Source organism: Pseudomonas sp. S3(2024), from assembly GCF_036861315.1.
Taxonomy (GTDB): Bacteria; Pseudomonadota; Gammaproteobacteria; order Pseudomonadales; family Pseudomonadaceae; genus Aquipseudomonas; species Aquipseudomonas putida_A.
This window is the reverse complement of the sequence record NZ_JAZAQQ010000001.1, coordinates 299,644-320,779: the sequence shown is the minus strand read 5'-3', so window position 1 is coordinate 320,779 and position 21,136 is coordinate 299,644. Positions and strand designations below refer to the sequence as shown.

General features: G+C 54.8%; 17 protein-coding genes. 9 read left to right on the top strand and 8 right to left on the bottom strand.

Going from position 1 to position 21,136, the window contains the following annotated elements; translation table 11 throughout:
* The first annotated feature begins 38 nt into the window (after positions 1–38).
* On the top strand, positions 39–242 hold the full coding sequence (locus VLA07_RS01520; protein ID WP_188056850.1) for a hypothetical protein: 204 nt from the start codon (positions 39–41) through the stop codon (positions 240–242).
* 523 nt (positions 243–765) lie between these two features.
* On the opposite strand, the gene VLA07_RS01515 is transcribed toward VLA07_RS01520, so the two are convergent.
* The 6 genes from VLA07_RS01515 to VLA07_RS01490 all read right to left on the bottom strand — a co-directional run bounded on the left by VLA07_RS01515 (position 766) and on the right by VLA07_RS01490 (position 9,623).
* Positions 766–2,166 carry a hypothetical protein gene (locus VLA07_RS01515; protein ID WP_123487373.1) on the bottom strand — a complete coding sequence of 467 codons (1,401 nt, stop codon included), beginning with the start codon at positions 2,164–2,166 and terminating at the stop codon, positions 766–768.
* 58 nt (positions 2,167–2,224) lie between these two features.
* Positions 2,225–2,554 (bottom strand): hypothetical protein, encoded by a 330-nt coding sequence (locus tag VLA07_RS01510; RefSeq protein WP_123487372.1) that lies wholly within the window; start codon positions 2,552–2,554, stop codon positions 2,225–2,227.
* A 96-nt stretch (positions 2,555–2,650) separates the two neighbouring features.
* A complete protein-coding gene (locus VLA07_RS01505; protein ID WP_123487371.1) occupies positions 2,651–4,792 on the bottom strand; it encodes a DEAD/DEAH box helicase in 2,142 nt (713 codons plus the stop codon).
* Between the two features lie 101 nt (positions 4,793–4,893).
* Positions 4,894–6,525, bottom strand: a complete 1,632-nt coding sequence (locus VLA07_RS01500) for a HamA C-terminal domain-containing protein (protein ID WP_123487370.1) — start codon at positions 6,523–6,525, stop codon at positions 4,894–4,896.
* A 782-nt stretch (positions 6,526–7,307) separates the two neighbouring features.
* The gene (locus tag VLA07_RS01495; RefSeq protein ID WP_026022880.1) at positions 7,308–8,195 is read right to left on the bottom strand and encodes a GntR family transcriptional regulator; all 888 of its coding nucleotides are present in this window, start codon (positions 8,193–8,195) and stop codon (positions 7,308–7,310) included.
* 111 nt (positions 8,196–8,306) lie between these two features.
* Positions 8,307–9,623, bottom strand: coding sequence for a CitMHS family transporter (locus tag VLA07_RS01490; protein ID WP_123487388.1), 1,317 nt, complete (start codon positions 9,621–9,623; stop codon positions 8,307–8,309).
* A 348-nt stretch (positions 9,624–9,971) separates the two neighbouring features.
* Here VLA07_RS01490 and VLA07_RS01485 point away from each other — a divergent pair, with 348 nt between their 5' ends.
* The 6 genes from VLA07_RS01485 to VLA07_RS01460 all read left to right on the top strand — a co-directional run bounded on the left by VLA07_RS01485 (position 9,972) and on the right by VLA07_RS01460 (position 17,628).
* Entirely contained in the window at positions 9,972–12,578 is a 2,607-nt protein-coding gene (locus tag VLA07_RS01485) for an aconitate hydratase (protein ID WP_123487369.1), read from the top strand.
* Positions 12,579–12,609: 31 nt separating this feature from the next.
* Positions 12,610–13,758 carry a 2-methylaconitate cis-trans isomerase PrpF gene (gene prpF / locus VLA07_RS01480; RefSeq protein WP_333988291.1) on the top strand — a complete coding sequence of 383 codons (1,149 nt, stop codon included), beginning with the start codon at positions 12,610–12,612 and terminating at the stop codon, positions 13,756–13,758.
* 79 nt (positions 13,759–13,837) lie between these two features.
* The gene (locus VLA07_RS01475) at positions 13,838–15,064 is read left to right on the top strand and encodes a lactonase family protein (RefSeq protein WP_259698815.1); all 1,227 of its coding nucleotides are present in this window, start codon (positions 13,838–13,840) and stop codon (positions 15,062–15,064) included.
* Between the two features lie 31 nt (positions 15,065–15,095).
* The gene (locus VLA07_RS01470) at positions 15,096–15,806 is read left to right on the top strand and encodes a TerC family protein (RefSeq protein ID WP_123487367.1); all 711 of its coding nucleotides are present in this window, start codon (positions 15,096–15,098) and stop codon (positions 15,804–15,806) included.
* Entirely contained in the window at positions 15,803–16,537 is a 735-nt protein-coding gene (locus VLA07_RS01465; RefSeq protein ID WP_123487366.1) for a transporter substrate-binding domain-containing protein, read from the top strand. The genes VLA07_RS01470 and VLA07_RS01465 overlap by 4 nt, the downstream gene beginning before the upstream one ends.
* Positions 16,538–16,716: 179 nt before the next feature.
* The gene (locus tag VLA07_RS01460) at positions 16,717–17,628 is read left to right on the top strand and encodes an alpha/beta hydrolase (RefSeq protein WP_123487365.1); all 912 of its coding nucleotides are present in this window, start codon (positions 16,717–16,719) and stop codon (positions 17,626–17,628) included.
* A 187-nt stretch (positions 17,629–17,815) separates the two neighbouring features.
* Here VLA07_RS01460 and VLA07_RS01455 read toward each other — a convergent pair whose 3' ends face one another.
* Positions 17,816–18,274, bottom strand: coding sequence for a winged helix-turn-helix transcriptional regulator (locus VLA07_RS01455; protein WP_019095799.1), 459 nt, complete (start codon positions 18,272–18,274; stop codon positions 17,816–17,818).
* A 96-nt stretch (positions 18,275–18,370) separates the two neighbouring features.
* Between VLA07_RS01455 and VLA07_RS01450 the strand changes: the two genes are divergently transcribed.
* Entirely contained in the window at positions 18,371–19,318 is a 948-nt protein-coding gene (locus VLA07_RS01450) for an aromatic alcohol reductase (protein WP_123487364.1), read from the top strand.
* Between the two features lie 130 nt (positions 19,319–19,448).
* On the opposite strand, the gene VLA07_RS01445 is transcribed toward VLA07_RS01450, so the two are convergent.
* Positions 19,449–19,904: a helix-turn-helix domain-containing protein gene (locus VLA07_RS01445; RefSeq protein ID WP_123487386.1), complete on the bottom strand. Its 456-nt coding sequence runs from the start codon at positions 19,902–19,904 to the stop codon at positions 19,449–19,451.
* Between the two features lie 288 nt (positions 19,905–20,192).
* On the opposite strand from VLA07_RS01445, the gene VLA07_RS01440 reads away from it, so the two are divergent.
* On the top strand, positions 20,193–20,924 hold the full coding sequence (locus VLA07_RS01440; RefSeq protein WP_123487363.1) for a metallophosphoesterase family protein: 732 nt from the start codon (positions 20,193–20,195) through the stop codon (positions 20,922–20,924).
* Positions 20,925–21,136: the final 212 nt, after the last annotated feature.

The following is a 21,136-nucleotide window of genomic DNA, read 5'->3' as shown; positions in this document are numbered from 1 at the left end:
TCAACTTCGGCTGTGTGAAGAAGGAAACACACGCGCACTTGAAGAAGTCTGAGCACACGCATCCGACTGACGTGGTGTTCAAGTACGCAGACCCTTATCTGAACAAAGCCGTCTACCTTCATACCGATTTGAAGAGCTACGCGGTGGGCTCAATCACGCTGGACTCGATCAAGAAGGCCTTGGAGTCCTTGGGCAAGGCCATCGGCTGCGCCCGTGCATCGACGTGGTGGGAGACGCGTTAACACTTGGCTATCTTCACGCTCGTTTCGGACAGGGTCAGGAGCAAGTGCTGCTGATGGTAGTGATCGAGCCCACCATGGGAGAGTCAGTCCTGTGATGATTTGAACAAGCACCGACATGCATCAAGATGCACGGCGCATTTCTTTTCGTTAACTGGGGCGGGGCTGGCAGCCGCCTCAGCATTAACTACTCGCTGAGAGACAGAGAACCAGGTTGGATGGCGTTGTGATATGGCTGAGGAGGCAGCGACGGCTCGTTCGCACGGCCATTCTAACTAAATGGGTGGTTACCTGTGATGGCGATGGGAGTTAGCCGCTCCAACCTATTCAGGCCTCAGCGGTTTGTTGATATTGCTGAACGGCGCTTAGTCGATCTCCTTGGAAGTTATTTCCTTTTGAGATGGTTGCTGGCTGTCCGCCTAGCGACGCCCAGCCGCCCCGCAACTTCAACTTGAGTCAGGCCCTGATCCATTAGCGCTCTGGAACTTGACATTGAACAGCTAAGTCACAGGAACGCGGACAGACTTCACATCGGTTTTTGCCATCCGGACTTTACGTAACGGAACCTCGGTTCCTGAACCTTGGGGCCACCGTGATCTTCGCCCTCGATCCTGAAAGACTTGGCCATGAGATCTCGTAATCCCCCCAGGCGCTCCATTGAGGTGAGCTCCTTGGTTATGTCCTTCACGACGGTTGTGAAGGCTTTGGTCGATTCTGATTTCATGAACTCAGGTGTCGAGAGAGCGAAATCGCGGTCAGGTAGTGAAACCCCGAATAGGCTGGTGACTGAGCTTGCCGTTTTAATGAGGAAGCTGCCCTCAATGCCCTGAGGAGACCGTACACCATAGCTACGCCTAAGGTCGCCGCAAATCTTGTCGACGTCATCCATCAGCTTCGTAATGCGCTTGTTGCCGCTCGCAATGCCCTGCTCGTCGAACGCAATGCGAATGGCTTTGAGCGTTTCACGCATGGTGACGAAATGACCTTCGTTGCGGAGCTGCCTGGCAGCCTCAATGGCATTGGAGACGCTACCAGTAGATTGAGTTAACCACGCCGAGAACAAGGGCAGATCCAGTGCAACAGTTTGGGTTGCTCCGTGTGATTGGATTTCCGAAATGCTTGTTCTTGTCTTGTCCGCGAGGTTGGCCAGGAGTCGGGCGGTGAAATCATGGCCAAAGGCGCCGACTTTTTTCATCCAGTGCACCTGATAAGCGTGCCGGATGGGGTGGATGAATGAGTCAGCTTTCAAGTGTTTGGCGGCAGTCGAGTAATAAATGGATTTATAGGCAAGCCAATTTAGGGAGGCTACGAACATCTCCAACTGCCTTGTGGGGCCACCATAGTCGCCCCGGCTGCTTTCTGAGAACTCTGACTTGCTGAACACGTGACCATCCGAGCTTACAAGCTTGACGTCCTTCGACCAGCGCCCGCGCGTTTCGCCTGCATCACTCAACTCTGCGAAGATAGCTGCACTTAAAGCACTGTACTTGCTGTATTCCTCAGAGCCACGGTAGCCCAACATCCTCATGGTCAGGTAATACACGCTGGAGGCTTGATCCCAGGTGCACACCATGTTCATTTTTAATTGCTCCAATAGGGCGCTGAAGTCCTCATCCACAAATTCTCCCCCCCGAATTTCGGGACGGATTGATGCCGCTTCCTTTTGCGCGACCGCATCCACCTCCTCAAGACCAAATTCAGAAGGCGCCAAGAACCGAAGGTAAGGAAATTGCTGCTTCCGACTGTCTCTATGCTCAGGCTTGTAGTTGTCTATGCAGAGAAGATCATCGTAGAAGAGATTGCCTTGCAGAAATTTCTCCAAAGCACACAGATCCCCGTTTATCGTGTCGCTCGTCTTGACTGCTACCGCCCCGGTGGCGCGCTGGACGGCTGTGACTGTGGCATTGTCGATCAGTGCATACGTCATGGGTCGATAGTCTTGTCTTGAGATGGCCAGAAGGACATTCGTTGAGGTGGAGGAGTAATTACGTTGCCAAGGCCTTAACTGCTTTCTTTACGGAAAACTCCTGCTCGCTCCCATCACTGAACTTCACGACGAACCCCTGCGTGGTGCCACCATTTGGGCCGCTCCCACGCGCGATATTGCGCGCGTAAAACGCAACTGGATTTCCTGACGTTGGCCAGTTGGTGGCCTGGCAATACCGGAGGTACAGCTCTTCGAGCAAATCGAATTCAGTGGAGCCTTTGATATCTCCACCGCTGACGAGGTTTCTGTCACGCATGGCGTAAAAAAAGCGCTCCGCCTCAATTTGGGATGAAAAACGCTGACCTTTGATTACCAGTGGGTTTGGCATTTTCGTTCCTCTCTGCAGGGGGGCTGGCAGACTCGTCAATTGGTGGAAGGCCTGAATCCCGATAAGCCTCCCAGCATCTTTCTCGCCCGTCCACCATCACATCTCAGCGACCGCCCATTGCATCACATCTTTCTCAAAGCTGGTGAGCTGGAGGCGCTCCACCCGAGGGGCAAGCAACCGCAGTTTTGCCAGCAAGTCGTTCAGGTGCTCTGATGGCAAGATCAGGTGCTTGATCTTGGTCGAGATCTGGGTAGGAATTCCGTATTCGTCGAGTGCGGTGAGCAGGGGATCAAGGAACATATTTTCCAGTTGCTCAGCGAAGAAGCTGAAGTCTCCAGGTTCGTACCCCTCTTGCCCCAGTACGTCGACCTGGATTTTGTGAATGGCCATGATGTCCCGAGGCAACCTGAAGCACACCATGTTTCTAATGAATTTCAGGCGCAGGTTAATAGCTTCGCTCGCTGATACATTCACCCACCGATTATCCACCGCTTCGCTCAGGTAGGCCGGCAAGTTTTTCTGATTTCGGAGCTCGTTGATGTGCCAGGCTAACTGAGAGCTGGACGCGATCTGGTACTCCATCAGGTTCTCACCTTCCAGGCTATAGACCAGCTCACACAAGTAGTTCAGCTGGTCAGGCTCAGGGATGCCTTTCCAGCTTAACAATTCGTGGTTGTCTGGAAGCTCACCTATGATCGTTTTCGCGACCTTGACCTGCCGCTCGATAGGAATATGGCGGTTTTCGATTAAGGTGGCGGGTGACAGCACCTCGTTGGCATACGCTTCCTGGAGCCGGCCTCGCGAGATGTCCGTGAGGTATTCGTTTTCTAGTTGCATCAACAGGCCGATAGGTGAAGTCTCATCCTGATGGCCGATGGGGTACTCGACGGTCAATCCCTGCTCAACGGGCGGTGCTTCGAGCATGAACACCTTGCCGATGAAGTATTTGTTCATTCGGCCAGCACGCCCGGAAATGTTCTTGTAGGTGAAATAGTCGAACGTGGACGTTTTGAGGCGCCGGTCATAAATAATGACGTTTTCAGCCGACGTATTGACGCCCTCGATCATCGTGGATGTGCAAATGATTCGCTTGATAACGCCCTCGTTGAATAGCTTGACGATGTACTGCTGCAGCGCGCGAGGCACCCCGCCATGGTGTATCCCGATGCCCAGGGCTATCGCCCTGGCAGCGTTCCATTCCGGGTGGTAATGCTTGGAGATCCAGGCAGCGATTTCTTGCGTCTCCGGCACCGGGGCCAACCCGGCATCTTGGATCAAATACTCAGCGACTCTGTTTGCGCTTGCCGGCGCCTGACAGTAGATCAGGGTAGGGGAATCCAGCGTCCTGACCAGCTCCAGGAGCTTTTGTGTGCGCTGTTCAGAGCGCATGCCCAGATTGAAATTCTGGATATCGACCGCGACGGTGCTGTAGTCGGACGGGATGAAATGGTACTCGTACCCGTCCAACCCAGAGATCTTCTGAATGTGCGGCCCTAGCATGTAAAACTGTGCTCCGGTCTTTGCGAGCTTGTGGAACGCCAAGCTCAGATCGACGGCGCGTGTGCTTCCATCCTTATCACTCGCCAAATCGATTTTGTAAAATTCGTCCAGGATGAAGAACCCCACATCATCCAGGTCAGGGCGCTGGATGACCCGCTCCTGCGTCAGCAGGTACACGTTAGTGGCGTCTGGCACAGCTTCCTGGCTAGGATGCGTGATTAGGTTGAAGTCCCGGAAGCGCTTGACCAAGCGGCGTCGGGTTTCGTCGATTAACGCAATGGTGGGAACGATCACCACCACCTTTTTGAACCGTCGCTGGGCAAGTACCGCGTCGATGACCAGGCTCTTGCCGACACTGGTGGAGGCGCTCAAGACGACGTTTTGACCCTGCATGATCAAGCTGAAAACGTGTGCCTGAAGGTGATGAAACACCATGCCAGGCTCTACACCTTCAACCCTGTGAGCCTCGTAAGCCAAGCGGTCAGACAGGGCCATGTTGCTCAGGTGGGGCGTGATGTAAGGAAAGAGCCCAACAGCTCGCACCATGTTGAGCAGGAGCGATTGCTCGACTGCGTCAAAGAGTGCGAATTTATCGAGCGCTCGGATCACCAGGTCGCGTCCTTCCCAATCGGAGTTGCTTCGGTTGACGATGGTATTGATGGCGAGCAGCACATCGACTGTTGAGGCTCCCTCATCATTGAGGTTGGCCAGACTGTTCTTGATCGTTTCGTAGTTCATTACCGCATCGTTCCTTGAGATCGCCGAAGCTGGCTTGGCCAGCTCGGAATACCTTCACCCTGTAGTGTTTTCAGCTGTGCAAATTGACCACACGCCCGAGGTCATACCTGCAAGTCTTCCAGTGTTTTGCAGCGAGCATTGAAGGCATTGGTCAGCTTCTCGATGCTCTCCATTGGCACAAGGAACACCATGACCTTCACTTGCTTGATGTTCTCTGGCAACTGGGTGGTGAAGGTGCTGAAGTGGGCTTCAATCTCTTTTCTGAGGTGGTTCACGTAATCAGCTAGCCAGCCTGATGAGAGTGCGTGACTGTCGTAGGTCAACAGGATAGGAAAGCAGAGGACGTTCAGCATGTCATCGACTGGCGAGTTTCGATGCAGTGCCTGGTTGAAGGCGTCCGCTTTCGGTTGATGGTGAAGAGGCTCGCGCAGGTTGATGATGATTTCGCGTTCTGACGACAGTACCGTTTCCGAAATGGTGGCGTCCAAGACGCCGCAGATCTGGGCCAACGTCGCGTCCATGTTGCCTGCTTCAATCAGGCGCGCGAGCCCTAGCCATAGCTGATCGTCCTGGCCAGGTATCTGGACGATGTGGGCGTTGCCAAATTCGGAGAGCTTGCCACCGGATTTATAGAAAACCTTGCATGCCACGGGCTCGCTGTTTTGGCGGCTGCGCAGGATGGCGTGGAGGATCAGTTCAGCGATCAACCTATCGCGAGGCAGCTCGCTGTCGCTGAAGGTATTGATGGAACGAGCGAGCATGGCCTCGGCATTGTGCGCGAGGATATTCACGATCTCGCTCGCCTTGAGTGAGAATTCCGGGAGCCATTCGACCAGGTGTTTAGCAAAACCATCGTGCCGCCATGCCTTCAGCGCGTAGCGAACGTCGAAGCCGGAAAATGTGTGCAGCAGGCCTTCATCGGTGCTTGCGTGAAACTCGACCAGGAAGGGATCTGGACGTTTTTTGTAGGGTTTGGCTGTAGCCGTTGACTGTTCATCTGCGGCCTCTAGTAGCTGCTTGAGGTGGGCCAGAGCCGGAGCCCGCAGAATGATCTTCGTCGATGCTGCTGTTTTCACGTTGGCCGTGGCAGCCTTGTCAGCCATCTCCAAGAAATCATCGTAAATAGCCTGCATCTGGGTATTGTTGGGGCGGTTCCCGAAATCCTCAGCAAGCTTGGAGAGGGCCTTGATGTTGACCGCTTCTAATGCTTCCACATCCCCGTAGACCTGCCAGACGCAGTTCTCTGCCCAGTAGGCAAAATTCCGATTTTGTGGGGAACTGAATGTCTTGAACTTCTTGAGCAGTGCCTTGCCTCGGGCCGTGGTGGTGTCAGGCAGATTCCGCTTATCCAGCTCGGTTTTGAAGCCGTTGAGAATCTTTGCGACGTCGCGCTGGGTCACAATTCGGAAGCGGGCAGGGCCAGAACGAACATCGCAATTCAGCGATTTATGGAGCAAGGACGAGTTGGCTTTGGTGCCATCCAGCTTGGTCACCTCTTCCATATTCCATTTGTGGTCACCCTCAGTCGTCTTGACCTGGATGTACTCGTTGACGAGCTCCCCAGCGCACTGAAATACGGCCACGATATCGTCGGCGGTCTCGCACTCTACTTGGGAGTAACTGCTATCGCGCAGCATCTTGAAAATGAAGCTGACGGCTACATGGTCTTGATACTTGAAGCCTTGCCTCGCAGCGGGCCCACCTTTGTTGGATGGGCTAATAATACGCACCATGACATCCCTGTATCGCGAGTAATTTCCAGAAATGGGCATCCGATTGATCAACCTAGGTGACAAATACGGAGCCTGCTGATAACGCAACGCTACCACTAATAGCAATTGGCCGGCTATCGGCAAAAATGAGTAAACCGACGATTGCCCGCACCGATTAAGCAGGTACCCAATACGCTTGAGAAGTTCGCTAGGTGAGTGGGGTGGTAGCCAAATTTGGTGAGTACTGGCGACCCAGTTTGGACGCAAATCGAGTCTAACGAACTCGACCTGTAAAGCCAGAAAATGACTTGTTAACCTAGAAGGTTTACAGGGCATTTTTTCGGTTTACACCGTCCCTAGGCTAGACTGTGGAAGGCCCGGATCAAGGCATCGTTAGCGGGGAATACCATTCAAACAAGGAGCGATAGACCCCAATGAGCAACTCTCGGCATTGGGCTGCTGAAGCTCGTGAACACCAAAGTGGTACGCCAATTAACCTACCAGTCTCAGAGCACTGTTAGTTGTAATCATTTCAGCTTAGAGACCAGGACTTGAACGCCCTGTCGTATCCGAATAGTGGTGTTTGCCATCAATCTCGCGTGATCGAGCCGGTTACAAACCGTCACGAAAGCGAGCGGTCGTATGTCTGGATTTAATGTTCTATATATCCACATAAGTCAATCAGCGCATGGCGGGATACGAGGGGAACCGCAAGCTCGGAGAGCTTCGTCTAAACGCCATGAGTGAGCGCATGCGACCAGGTTGACCGCGTCAACGCTCTAGGGGCGATTAAAGTGGAAATTTCATTCAAACAAAGCAGGATCGACTTTGTGTCGGCGAGCTTGTTCAAGGTGGCGTCGCATCTGGTCAGCAGCAGCCAAGCGGTCGCCACGTTCCAGGCAGTCGAGAATCGCTAAGTGCTCTTCCGCTTGGCCTTTACGGGGTGTGCGTGCGCTGGCCTGGCGGTATTCCACCAGGCGTCGTAACTGGTCGAGACGGCGGACAGTCTGCTGCAGGAAACGGTTACCCGAGCACGCCGCCAATGTCTCGTGGAACTGGGAGTTGGCCTCGAAAAGCTCCTGAGGGGTCATGGTCAGGTAGCCGCCGTTCGCGATGAATTCCTGCTGCTTCCGACATGCCGCCAACGTCTCGCGATCAATCTGAAAAGTCGGTGACAAAAGGCCGGAAGGTTCGACGGTCGCTCGGAAGGAGTAGCTTTCTTCGTAAGCCTCAACAGAGTCGATCATAGGAAGCAGACGCCACCCTTGGCCTGCACGCTGTTCAACCCATCCTTCTTGCTGCATCCGAGACAGCACGGCCCTCAGTGCTGCTCTGGACACATCGAACTGCCGCATGAATTCGATCTCGGTAAACAGTTCAGGAAGCTGCCGACTGAGGCGAAGTTCTGCAAGCGTCAGGTATAAGGGATCATCGCTCTTCTCCATGACTTCTGAGACAAGGTCGCTCAAGTCGTCACTGGCTCGTGCGAGGAAAAAACCCCTGTTGCGGTCGTAAGTCAGCATACCCTTTTCAACCAAATGGCCCAGGGCAAACTTCACAGGCGTGCGCGACACATTCAGTGTGTTCGCTAGCTGTGATTCAACCAGATGATGACCAACAGCGAAGCGTTCACGTCGTACGTGGGAAACGATGTCACGCGCGATGCGTGCTTGCAGCGGGCTTAAAGGCATTAGGTCTGAAACCACAGAGATCTGAACCGAAGAGCACCCATTCTAGCGCGTCATTTTACGCTGTGGCAGAGACCGTTTGGCCTCCGCCTCAATTATGACGTTCAGCGGGGCTTACCGAACCTGATAGAAGGGAAATGCCCCAAACAGAAGGCCGCCCACCAACAGGCCGAGGCTGGCCAAGATAGCCCATTTGAGCGCGAAGCGTTGATGATCTCCGAGATCTACTTTGGCCAAGGCAACGAGCAGATAGAGTGATGGCACCAGCGGGCTGAGTAGGTGGACGGGTTGACCCACAACCGAAGCCCGCGCGATTTCCAGTGGAGTTATCCCGTATTGGGCTGCAGTCTGTGCGATCACCGGAAGGATGCCAAAGTAGAACGCGTCGTTAGACATGAAGAATGTAAACGGCAGGCTAACGAGGGCGGTGAAGACAGCCAGGAACGGGCCGAAGCTTGGTGGGATTACATGCAGCAAGCTTTTCGCCATTGAGTCCACCATGCCGGTTCCGGAAAGGATCCCCGTGAAAATGCCCGCAGCAAAAATGACTGCTGTAACTGCCAACACATTCGTCGCATGAGCGGCAATACGTGCTTTTTGCTGCTCAATGTTCGGGTAGTTGAGCATGATGGCAATGGCGAAGCCGACCATGAACAGGATCTGGATAGGCATTGCGCCAATGATCAGGCAAGTGATGAGGCCTAGCGTCAAGATCAAATTCGGCCAAAACATTTTCGGACGACGATTTTCATCACATTGCTCTGCTGATCCATTGCCCAGCGACACAGGGCCGTGATGAAGACCGTCCATATCAAGAATGCCAATGCGCGCACGCTCTTTGCGCCCAATGACTACGGCAGTAAAGATGAGGCAGGCGCAACCTAGCAGCATGCCAGGAATCATGGGCAGGAAAATTTCCATTGCATCCACATGCAGCGCTGCTGCTGCGCGAGCAGTTGGCCCACCCCACGGCGAGATATTCATGATCCCGCTGGCAATGTTCACCAGGCATGTCATGCCCAGCACGCTCATCCCCAGTCGTTGATACAGCGGCAGGAATGCAGCGCAGGCAATCATGTAGGTAGTCGAGCTGTCACCATCCAGCGATACCAGCATTGTCAGTACCGCAGTGCCTACCGAGACCTTGAGAGGGTCGCCTTTCACCACTTTCAAGATGAAGCGGACGAGCCCGTCGAAAAGCCCAGCGTCGATCATTATGCCGAAGTAAAGAATCGAGAAGGTCAGCATCACGCCGGTTGGAGCAAGTGTTTTGACGCCGTCGAGCATCATGGCACCGAGGCCTGCGTAATGGCCTCCGATCAGCGCGAAAACGATAGGTATCAAGATCAACGCGATGAGCGCAGAAAGGCGCTTCGTCATGATCAAGTACATGAAACAGATAACCATTGAAAAGCCAAGGACTGTTAGCACGGTCGAACTCCCATTTTTCAGATCTATGTGGCTCTGGTCGGCCATATGGCCTGGATAGCGCAATAGGTCTCAGGTCGAGACCGGCTCGATCCAAATGGGAGTGGTGGGGGAGCGGGGGCAAAAGAGCTTGATCATGGCGGGCCTCGATTTTTCTTATCTTTATTTTTTCTACCGTACCTGACTGGGCGCTACGTCGAAGGAGCGAGCATGCGCAGTAGAAATCGTTGGTTGGTTACGTCCGACACTCAAACGAGATGAATCGGATGAGTCAACATTGACCTATATCATCACAAAGTGCAATATGCCTCCCACAAGAACGTTACCCGTGCAGTTTGTGAGGAATAGTCAATGCCTAAGTCAAAGGGTCAAATCGTTTCCGCCAACGGAATCGAGTACCGTGTCAGCGACATCCGTGGGGTCGTGACCGACCTGGGTGGTGATTACGCGAAGCTGCCCTACAGCTTGCGAATCCTTGCCGAGAACGTTTTGCGTGGAGAGGCTGACCCTGAAGCCGCGCTCAAAGTCATCTGCGCCCGCTCTAAAGAATTCGACATTCCTTTCCGTCCAGCTCGCGTCGTTCTGCAGGATCTGCTCGGTACGCCGGCGCTGGTCGACCTCGCGGGTCTGCGTGATGCCGTCGCTGCTCAAGGCGGCAACCCAAGGCTGGTTAACCCTGTTACACCGACCCACCTGGTAGTGGATCACTCGCTCAACGTAGAGCGTTGGGGTGACGCCAGCGCACTCGCCGATAACGAAGCCATTGAGCGTGAGCGCAACGCCGAACGTTTCCAGTTTCTGGACTGGTGCAACAAGGCGTTCAGCAATTTGTCGATCATCCCTTCGGGCAAAGGCATCCTTCATCAGATCAACTTGGAACGCTTGACTACCGTAATTGGCACTCAGCGCCGTGATGGTGAGCTGTGGGCGTTCCCGGATACGCTGGTCGGCACCGACAGCCACACCACCATGATCAATGCCATTGGCGTCTTAGGCTGGGGTGTGGGTGGTATCGAAGCAGAAGCGGCAATGCTGGGGAAATCCCTCATGCTGCGCCTGCCGGAGATCGTCGGCGTTCGTCTCGAAGGCACCTTGCCTCAGGGATATCTGGCCACTGACATAGCGCTGGCTCTGACCGAGCTGCTGCGTAAGGCTGGCGTGATCGGCTCCTTCCTGGAGTTCTTCGGCCCAGGTGTTCCACAGTTGTCTCTTGCTGACCGAGGCACCCTGTCGAACATGGCGCCTGAGTTCGGCGCTACCGCTGCCATGTTTGCCATCGACGACCGCACGCTGCATTACCTGCGCATGACCGGTCGCGGCGGTCAGATCTCAGGCCTGACCGAAGCTTATGCTCGTGCTCAAGGCCTTTGGCATGACAGCCTTGGCGAGGTTGAGTACAACCGTGTCGTTACTCTGGATCTCGGCACCGTGGCGCGTTCCATCGCCGGCCCGAAACAGCCTCACCAGCGTATTGTGCTGGGTCAGAAGGCACCCGCAACTAATCTGCCAACTGGCCTGGACAATGGTTCGGTCGTATTGGCTGCCATCACCAGCTGCACCAACACCTCCAACCCACGTGGTGTGATCGCCGCTGGTCTGGTGGCACGCAACGCCCGTAAGCGTGGTCTGAAGCGCGCTCCATGGGTAAAAACTTCGTTTGCGCCAGGTTCGATGGTGGTTGCTGATTACCTGGAGCGTTCGGGTCTGAATAATGATCTGGATGCACTGGGCTTCAACTTGGTCGGTTACGGCTGTACCACTTGTAACGGTATGTCGGGGCCATTGCTGAGCCCTGAGATCGAAGAGGAAATCCGCACCCGCAAGCTGGAAACCGTGGCTGCGACCTCGGGCAACCGTAACTTCGAAGGCCGTGTTCACCCGCTGGCTCGCGAAGTTTTCATCATGTCGCCGCCGCTGATCGTTGCTTACGCCATCGCCGGTACGTACCTGATCGACCCCGAAAAAGACGCGCTGGGGTCGGATGACGACGGTGTGCCTGTGTACCTGCACGAGCTGTGGCCAGGCGACGAGGAACTGACCTCAATCGAGGCTGAAAACCTCACCGCCGACCTGTTCGACAAGGCGTATGAAGACGTCCCTCGCGAAGCCGGCCTGATTGCCAGCGACCTGCGCGCCGGTGTCAGCGACCAGTACGCATGGCAAGAGAAAAGCACCTACATCCGTAAACCTCCGTACTGGAGCGATGCGGTGACGGCCACTGACACCACTAAAGACCTGAGCAACATGCGCGTCCTCGCCATGCTGTCGGACAACATCACCACCGACCACATTTCTCCATCGGGTGCGATCCTGCCGGAAAGCGATGCGGGCCAATACCTGCAATCGCACGGTATCGCGGTGCCTGACTTCAACTCCTATGGCACACGTCGCGGCAACCACGAGGCTGCGCAGCGCGCCACCTTCGCCAGCCCGCGTCTCAAGAACGAGCTGCTCGAAGATGGTCGTGAAGGCCCATGGACGCTGCTGCTGCCTGAGAATGAGGTCACCACGATCTTCCAGGCTGCCGAGATCTACGCAAATCGCAAGCAATCCCTGATCGTTGTCGCCGGTAAAGAGTATGGCAGCGGTTCGTCTCGTGACTGGGCGGCTAAAGGCCCACGCCTGTTGGGTGTGCGCGCGGTAGTAGCTGAGAGCTTCGAGCGTATCCACCGTACCAACCTGGCGGGTCTCGGCATTCTTCCGCTGCAGTTCGAGCAGGGTGTCTCGCGCCAAAGCCTGGGTCTGAATGGCCGCGAAACGTTCAGCGTGGAAGGCATCACCGATGACTTCCAGCCAGGCGCCAAGGTCACTCTGGTGATCGAGCGCGAAAACGGCGAAACCGAGCGCGTCACTGTTGTGAGTCGTCTGGATACCTTCGAGGACGTTCGTTACTTCCGCAGTGGTGGTCTGTTACCGCAGTTGCTGATCGAAAGCATGAAGAACGCATCCGCTAACTGATGTGCCGCTGATTTGTCGCAGGAGATATCAAATGACTCAAAGACGTATTCCAGCCGTTTACATGCGTGGCGGCTCCAGCAAGGGTGTGTTCTTTCTCGACAAGGATCTGCCGCCTGCAGGCCAAGAGCGAGATGCCATCCTGCTCCGCGTGATCGGCAGCCCGGATGTGTACGGCAAGCAGATCGACGGGATGGGTGGTGCGACCTCCAGCACCAGCAAGGTGGTGATCATCGGTAAATCCAATCGCGAAGATTGTGACGTTGATTACCTGTTCGGGGCTCCGGCCATTGAGACGCCAGTGATCGACTGGTCGGGCAACTGCGGCAACCTGAGCTCGGCTGTCGGCCCATACTCCATCTCTGAAGGTCTGGTAGATGCGCCTCGCGATGGCATCGCCGTCGTCCGTATATGGCAGGCCAATATCCAGAAACGCATCATTGCGCACGTTCCTATGCGCAACGGTGAGGTTCAGGAAGACGGTGATTTCGTGCTCGACGGTGTGGCGTTCCCCGCTGCTGAAGTCGTGCTGGAGTTTCTTAAACCAGGTGGCTCGGGGGGCAGCATCCTGCCGACGGGTAACGCCATCGACGAACTGGATATTCCAGGCATTGGCAATATGCCCGTCACGTTGTTGAACGCTGGTAACCCTACCATCTTCGTTGAAGCTGACCGAGTGGGCCTGAAGGGCACCGAAACTCAGGATCAGGTCAATGGCGATGCTGAGCTGCTGGCACGCTGCGAAACCATCCGTGCCCACTGCACCGTTGCCATGGGACTGGCCGCCACCGCCGAAGAGGCAACGCGTCTGCGTCCGCACACGCCGAAGCTGTGCTTCGTGGCCAAGCCTCAGGCCTATCAGGCTGCAGGCGGCAAGCTCGTTGAGCCTAGTGATATCGATGTGATCGCCCGGATCTTGTCGATGGGCAAACTTCACCATGCGATTACGGGTACTGGTGCAGTCGCTGTCGCCGTCGCGGCAGCTCTCGACGGCACGCTGGTGAATCGTATCGTGGGTGACATCGGGGATCGTCAAGTTCGTATGGGGCATACCGCTGGCAGCGTGGCAGTAGGCGCAAAAACTGTGCTGGAGGACGGTGCCTGGAGTGTGGATAAGGCTGTGATGAGCCGCAGTGCTCGCCGGCTGATGGAGGGCTGGGTACGGATTCCTGAAGTCCTCTGATCCAGCCCGTGCTCATGTCGGCTTCCGTCCGGCATGAGCACAACCCTGATCAATAATAAAAACAACAGAGAACCACACCATGAGTTCATCCGAATTCCCGCGTCACTCGATGCTCCGCCGTCAATTCATTCAGCTTTCTGCGCTCGCGGCAGGCGGTGTATTGGCCGGTGGCTTCATCCTCCCGGCACACGCTGCTGCTACCAGTGATGAAAGCAAGATGACCAATAACAAACGGTCGCATACCCCTCGGTTTGCTTATGTTGGATCACGCACAACCAAAGAGCGCAATGCCCGTGGCGTAGGCATTACTGTATACCGTTATGCGCCTGAAACGGGTGCGTGCACGTTGGTTCAGACGCTCAGTGATCTGGTGAATCCATCGTTTCTGACCTTCGACCACTCGCAGACTCATCTTTACTGCGTACATGGTGATCTCAGCGAGGTGAGCTCGTTCGCCATTGATGCGACGAGCGGTGAGCTGACCAAGCTCAATACGGTTGGCACTCAAGGCAAGAACCCCGTTCATCTCAGCGTCGATCCTTCCGGTAAGTTCCTGGCGGTTGCGAACTACGCCACTGGCGGTTTTGCGATCTTCCCGATTCAGGATGATGGTAGCCTCGGCGCACTGGCTCATCTGGAGTCGCTGCCTGGCGAGCCTGGGCCGCATAAAGTGGAGCAAAGCAGCTCTCATCCACACATGATTCCTTTCGATCCGTCCGGACGATTCTTGGTCATTCCCGACAAAGGATTGGATGGCGTCTTCGTCTACCGGGTGCAGCAGAACAACGCGAAATATGGCGCCACCCAGGTCAGCATGGTCAAAGCACGCGAAGGCTCGGGCCCGCGCCACGTGGTATTTACGCCGGCAGGGAAGAACGCTTACGTCGTAAACGAACTCGACAGCAGCGTCACCGGGTACGCCTACGATCCTGAGCAAGGCTCGCTAAAGCCTCAGGAAATTGTCTCCACTCTGCCGTCGAACTTCACAGGCAATAGCCGTGCAGCGGCCATCGTGATGGCGCCGTCTGGAAAATACCTCTACGTGTCGAACCGGGGCCATGACAGTGTGACGACTTTCGCGCTGGAAGAGAGTGGGGCATTTGCTGCCAAGGCTCACACTTCGTCTCAAGGGCGTAAGCCTCGCTTCATGAACCTGACTCCGGATGGCACGCGTCTGTTTGTCGCCAACGAAGAGACCGACACCATTGTCGGCTTTGATGTTGATCAGGCTTCCGGGGTGCTTACCTCGAACGGTCAGGTGATCAAGACCGGCAGCCCGGTGTGCATGATCTTCAAAACTGTCTGATTAACCGGCCCCCTGGCTTGGAGAGCTCATTTTGATCGAACTCATAAACTCACCAGGGTTCTGGCTGGCGGTGATGCAAATCATCGCCATCGATATTTTGCTGGGTGGCGACAACGCGGTGGTCATCGCGCTGGCTTGCCGCAAGCTCCCAGAAGCTCAGCGCAATCGAGCCATCATTGGCGGTGCGTTGGGAGCGATCCTTCTCCGGATCGCCATGATTTTCTTCGCTCTGCAACTGCTGGAATTGCCGTACCTCAAACTGATCGGCGCCGTGCTCCTTCTGTGGATCGGTATCAAGCTGATCGTTCCGGAAGGCGAGGATGCTCACGACAGCTTGGCTGCGAGCCCCAAGCTTCTGGGGGCAATTAAAACGATTATCGTCGCCGACGCGGTGATGAGCCTGGATAACGTCGTTGCCGTGGCGGGGGCATCCAACGGCCAACTGGAGCTCGTGATCTTCGGCATCGTCATCAGCATTCCCATCATCATTTGGGGCAGCAAGTTGGTGCTGCACTTCATGGATCGGTACCCGATAGTCATCACGCTGGGAGCCGCACTGCTGGGTTGGATCGCGGGTAGGATGGCGATCACCGACATTAGCGTGCCGGCAGTGCCGACATGGTCTCATTACGCCGCTGGAGCATTAGGTGCGCTCATGATTTTGATTATCGGAAAAATGATTATCCATTGGAAAGAGGCAGGCACTAGCCAGTCAGAAGCGGAAAGGAGCGAGCGATCGTGAAATTTGAATTTGCCAACGTGTGTAGGGATTTGGCTCCTCACGGGACATTGCGGGTGGCCATTAACCTTGGCAATCCTGTCTTGGCGAAGCGAGATGACCAAACTGGAGTTCTTTCCGGAGTGTCAGTTGCGTTGGCAAAGGCCCTTGCCGATGAGCTTGGCATCCAAATTTCAATGGCGACGTACGATGCTGCCGGCAAGGTGTTCGCTGCTTTAGAAGAACAGGCTTGGGATCTTGCATTTCTGGCAATCGAGCCAGTTCGGGCCGAGAAAATCGCGTTCTCGAACCCCTACGTTTGTATCGACGGAACCTATCTTGTGAAGACCGATAGCAAATTCCATCGAGCCTCTGCTCTGGATACAGGCGGAAACCGTATCGCCGTAGGAAAGGGGGCCGCCTACGACTTGTTCCTGTCCCGCACACTCAAGAATGCTAACCTCGTCCGAGCGGAAACCTCGTCTGAAGCTGTCCACACCTTCCTGGAGTTGGGCCTAGATGCAGCCGCTGGTGTTCGCCAACCATTGGAGCGTTTCGCCAAGTCGACCACTGGCGTGAGGGTGCTAATGGATAACTTCACACAAATCCGTCAGGCACTGGCAGTGCCTAAAGGCCGCGATATTGCGGCGGAGTATGTCCAGGACTTCGTTAACCGCCAATTGCAAAGTGGATTCGTAGCTAAGGCTCTTGGTGACAGTGGCGAGTTCGACGCCCATGTCGCCATGCCCGCTTGAATCCTCAAGAGAAAAAAAACGATCTGCACTGGCTGAATTAGGCGACTCTCTCTCTCATGAGCCTATGCCGTTCTTGGACGTCTCTGCTATGGCAGTCTGAATTGGCAATCTCCGCTACCCGAGGATGAATCTAATTGCTCAGATCAACAACTTGGCTGAACCCCGAGACTGAGTCTTCAATGGTCTATAAAGATCTTTTCCCTGTGATGGAGACAGTGCTTGCGAGCGGCGTTACGCTTCTCGGGGGGCTGCAATATCATAGAGTTGATGGCTACCGTCCCCTGACGCTCGACCTCTACTCCCCGTCGAAGAAAGGGCAGCCTCACCCAAGGCAGTTACCCCTGCTGATCTATATCCACGGAGGAGGTTGGAGGCGTGGTGACAGTCACCGATGCGGTGTTTTCACGGACTTTCCGAGATTATTGGGCGATATTGCGAGCAGAGGTTATGTCGTCGCAGCGGTGAATTACCGACTTAGCTCAGAGGCGAAATGGCCAGCGCAAATCGACGATGTTCGAACTGCTGTCAGTTTTCTGCTGAACCAAGCTGATGCATTCGGTATAGATCCGCAAAGGGTCTACGCTTGGGGGGTGTCAGCCGGAGCTCAGTTGGCTGCCTCGCTGGGCAATCCACCTGAATCGGTAAGTAGTCAAAATCAGCATTGTCCGGTCACGGCAAGCGTTCATGGCGTAGCAGCTTGGTATGGAGTTTTCGACTTCACCACTCTCGGTGATCAAGCGCTACAGCTGGGAATTGACATTCCAGATGATGCGCCGGAGTGGAGGCTTATAGGGGCAGAGCCTGGCCAGGATCGCACTGCTCGTTTTCGCTCAGCCAGTCCCGCTTTTCACCCCACATCTCGAACTTCTCCGATGCTGATTTTAGCCGGGAAAAAGGATCGGAAGGTTCCATATCTCCAAAGCGTGCAAATGAAGGACGCGCTTGATCGTGTGGGTGTGCCAAATTTTTTATATATATATGAGGAAGTAGGGCACAGCTTCATCTGCGAAGATAACCCTGCTGAGACTAATCGAGTCAATCTATTGGCAATAAATCAGACTATCGATTTTTTCGATGCTTTGGCCTTTTAGGGTCGACTGAGCAGCAGCATTGGTGCCCAACATTAACAGCCAGCGCAGGCTTCGCCTGAGCTGGTGTCATTATGTGCAATGCATGGTCAGCATGCTCAATGCTGATGGCCCAATAAAGAGCGTCAGTGCGATTGATCAATCACTACGCTATTGCTCGGCACCGGGCTTCTAGTACGCTGTGACTAAATCAGTCAGACGCTTCTGAGCCTAATGGTGTCGACGTGGGTATTTGCCATACAGGCTTTTTATCATTCTGACTGTCGAAATTACGCCGCGCCTTGCGGAAATCCTCAACGTTTTCGACAACCCACGTCCAGATGGGGGACATGCGGATCAACAGTTCCATACCCAGCGGCGTCAGCTCATACTCGACACGTGGTGGAATTTCACCAAACTCCCGCCGATTCACTAAGCCATCCCGCTCCATGGCGCGCAACGTCTTGGTCAACATCCGCTGAGTCACCCCGGTCATCTGCCGTTTTATTTCGGCATGGCGCATTGTGCCGTACACCCCTAGGGCATGCAGAATGCCTAATGACCAGCGGCTGCCTGCGTGAGCAAGCACCTCCCGTCTGACGCCATCATCGTCTTCTCTAAGCGTCCGGCAGATTGTCTCAGCTTGGCTGAGAGCCTCCTGACTGGACATTTCTTTGTCTGGTATCACAGGTGTGCCTTCTTACAAGCGTTGCCTAATCGTGCAAGCATTTGTTCATCTTACAGGCAACAGGTCTCAGGAGAAATCATGACCGAAGTGACCCAGCTTTCCCCACAATCCATTCTCGTTCTAGGCGCCGGTGAGCTTGGACTGCCGGTTTTGCGCAACCTGGCGCGGGTGGCAAAGCGTGCGCCAGGTTCCACAATCAGCGTCCTCCTCAGGGACTCGACCATCAACACTCAAATTCCTGAGAAAAAGGTTGAAATCGATGAGCTTCGGGCCCTCGGCATCCAGATGGTAGCCGCAGACCTCGTGAATGACTCGATTGATCAGCTGGCTGAGGTATTCGCACGTTTCGATACCGTAATCGGCTGTGCAGGCATGGTTGCAGGCCGGGAAACCCCAATGAAACTGGCTACTGCTGCCCTCAAGTCCGGTGTGAAGCGATACTTTCCCTGGCAGTTCGGTGTCGACTTCGAGGTGATCGGTCGGGGCAGTCCTCAGGATCTGTTCGATGCTCAGCTTGATGTTCGCGAATTGCTTCGCGCCCAGGATAAAACTGAATGGGTAATCATCTCGACTGGTATGTTCACCAGCTTTCTGTTCGAGCCTGTATTCGAGGTGGTCGATTTCGAAAACGACACAGTGAACGCACTGGGCAGTCTTGAGACCAGCGTGACGCTTACGACTCCAGACGACATCGGCGCCTTGACAGCGGAAATCGTTTTCTTCGAACCCCGCTTTCGCAATGAAATTGTTTATCTATCTGGAGACACTGTGACGTACGGAGAGGTCGCCAGTCTCCTTGAACGTGTGCTGGGTCGCCCGTTCAAACGAAACGTGTGGACTGTTCCATACTTGCTTGAGGAATTGGAGAAAGATCCGACGCATCACATCAAGAAGTATCGCGCTGTGTTTGCTCAGGGCAAAGGTGTGTCATGGCCTAAGGCAGGCACCTTCAACGAGCAGCATTCGATTCAAGTCACGACCGCCGAGGACTGGGCCCAGGCAAACCTGACAACCTCTTCAGTATAAGTGGGGTAGCTGAGCTAACATTTCCGCGCTGGAAATGTACCTGCTACAAGCTCTGCAGTCTGATAGGGCTGTCGATAACCGAAGCTACAAAACGGGGCAGGGATACCTGATTGCCCTGAGCACCATTCCCCTAGTTTTCGGTGGTAGGGGAGCGATCCCATAGAAAGCCTACCGTCGAGCGGCTCATCCCAAGCTGCCTGGCGGTTTCGGCTTTCGTCAGCCCAGCATTCTTGCTCTCAAGCACTTGCTGCAGTTTCAGAGGATCGGCTGGGCGCGCGGCGGGGCGCTTCATAATCTCTTTACCGGTCAACTGCTCTGCGATATCGCTCGGGCTGATCTTCTCTTCTATCGCCTTCAGTTGGTCTGTTGCTTCTGTCAGCACGGTCGAGGTGGGGACGTTGTCTCGTGTCGCAATGACAAGGGAGAGCAAAGCAACCGGGCTCAGGTTAAGGGCAGCGGCGAGCTCTGTGAACTTGTCGAGGGTAGGGGAGCTGAGCGCGTTCTCGATCTTTGCTGCGTAGGTGCGCGAGATGGCATGGCCCAGCCCTTCCTGGGTCAGACCCAAGCTTCCTCGGACTGTCCGTATAACTGCTGCAAGCGCCGGCCTTATCAACGCAGATCCCCTTAAAACTGAGGATGTAGCCACGGCGCGGTGTACAGTTACACAGCATATAGTGTATAAAACCGATCATGCGCGTCGCTGTGGATGCATTATGGCGCCCACGTCATGGATGGCTTGTGAGAAGTGTCATTAGCCTGGCACTCCTACAAGCCTGTGCTTCCTTGGAAGACAGCGTGGGAGCGGCGTTCAATAAAGCGCTAAATCGTCAGTTGCTTACGCTATGTCGTTGCGAACCCTATGGAGGGTGAAGGTTTGAAAGTCAGGATCTACTCAGACCTGCATCGTGAATTTCACCCTTGGAATCCCCCCGATTGTTCAGGCGTTGACCTGGTGATATTGGCTGGAGACGTCGACAAAAAGACTCGCGGTGTCCAGTGGGCCAATGAGTCGTTCGAATGCAAGGTAGCCTACGTCATGGGTAATCACGAGCTGTACGGCGGTCATCTTGATCGCACGCTGCAGAAGATGCGGGATGCCGCTGCGGCGCACGTGCATGTTCTGGAAAACCAGATCTTGGAGTTGGCTGGCGTCAGGGTGCTTGGCACGATGAGCTGGACGGATTTCACGAGCACTGGCGACCAGCTTGCCGCTAGCAACATGGCGAGAGAGTGGATGACAGATTTTAAACAGATCAGGACAGATAGTAACTACCGTCGCATCCGTCCAGATGATCTGGTCAGCCGAAATCAGCTGGCCAAGGCGTGGCTGACCGAGCAATTGAATCAACCCTATGAGGGCAAGACGGTTGTCGTGACCCATCATTGTCCGTCGTCGGTTGTGGCCGGAACTCAAAATGAAGGGCATCTCAATGCCGCTTATACCAACGAGTGGGCAAGCCTGATCGAGAAAAGTGACATATGGGTATTCGGCCACACTCACCATGCTGTCGATGTAACACTTGCCGGCTGCCGATTGATTTCAAATCCGCGAGGCTATCCAAATGAGCCTACGGCTTTCGATCCGTTTTTTGAGATTGAGATCTGATGTCGAGTTCAGTATTGAAGTATGAGTTCAGAGGCAAAGAAGGTGGCTCGGCTCCTAATCAAACCGTTCCCACCGAGGTAGTACAGGCGCGAAATCTGGATTGGGGTGTGATTGTAGATGCCTACTTGGTCGGGGCGGCCAGGGTGGGGGATCGCTTTGCGGCAAGAGTTTTTCACGATTTATCGGGCGTTAATGAAAATGCTATGACTGTA

Coding starts and splice junctions, on each gene's coding strand:
- VLA07_RS01500 (WP_123487370.1), bottom strand. CDS start 6,525: ATGGTGCGTATTATTAGCCCATCCAACAAAGGTGGGCCCGCTGCGAGG.
- VLA07_RS01455 (WP_019095799.1), bottom strand. CDS start 18,274: ATGTCCAGTCAGGAGGCTCTCAGCCAAGCTGAGACAATCTGCCGGACG.
- VLA07_RS01510 (WP_123487372.1), bottom strand. CDS start 2,554: ATGCCAAACCCACTGGTAATCAAAGGTCAGCGTTTTTCATCCCAAATT.
- VLA07_RS01475 (WP_259698815.1), top strand. CDS start 13,838: ATGAGTTCATCCGAATTCCCGCGTCACTCGATGCTCCGCCGTCAATTC.
- VLA07_RS01495 (WP_026022880.1), bottom strand. CDS start 8,195: ATGCCTTTAAGCCCGCTGCAAGCACGCATCGCGCGTGACATCGTTTCC.
- VLA07_RS01505 (WP_123487371.1), bottom strand. CDS start 4,792: ATGAACTACGAAACGATCAAGAACAGTCTGGCCAACCTCAATGATGAG.
- VLA07_RS01485 (WP_123487369.1), top strand. CDS start 9,972: ATGCCTAAGTCAAAGGGTCAAATCGTTTCCGCCAACGGAATCGAGTAC.
- VLA07_RS01450 (WP_123487364.1), top strand. CDS start 18,371: ATGACCGAAGTGACCCAGCTTTCCCCACAATCCATTCTCGTTCTAGGC.
- VLA07_RS01515 (WP_123487373.1), bottom strand. CDS start 2,166: ATGACGTATGCACTGATCGACAATGCCACAGTCACAGCCGTCCAGCGC.
- prpF (WP_333988291.1), top strand. CDS start 12,610: ATGACTCAAAGACGTATTCCAGCCGTTTACATGCGTGGCGGCTCCAGC.
- VLA07_RS01460 (WP_123487365.1), top strand. CDS start 16,717: ATGGTCTATAAAGATCTTTTCCCTGTGATGGAGACAGTGCTTGCGAGC.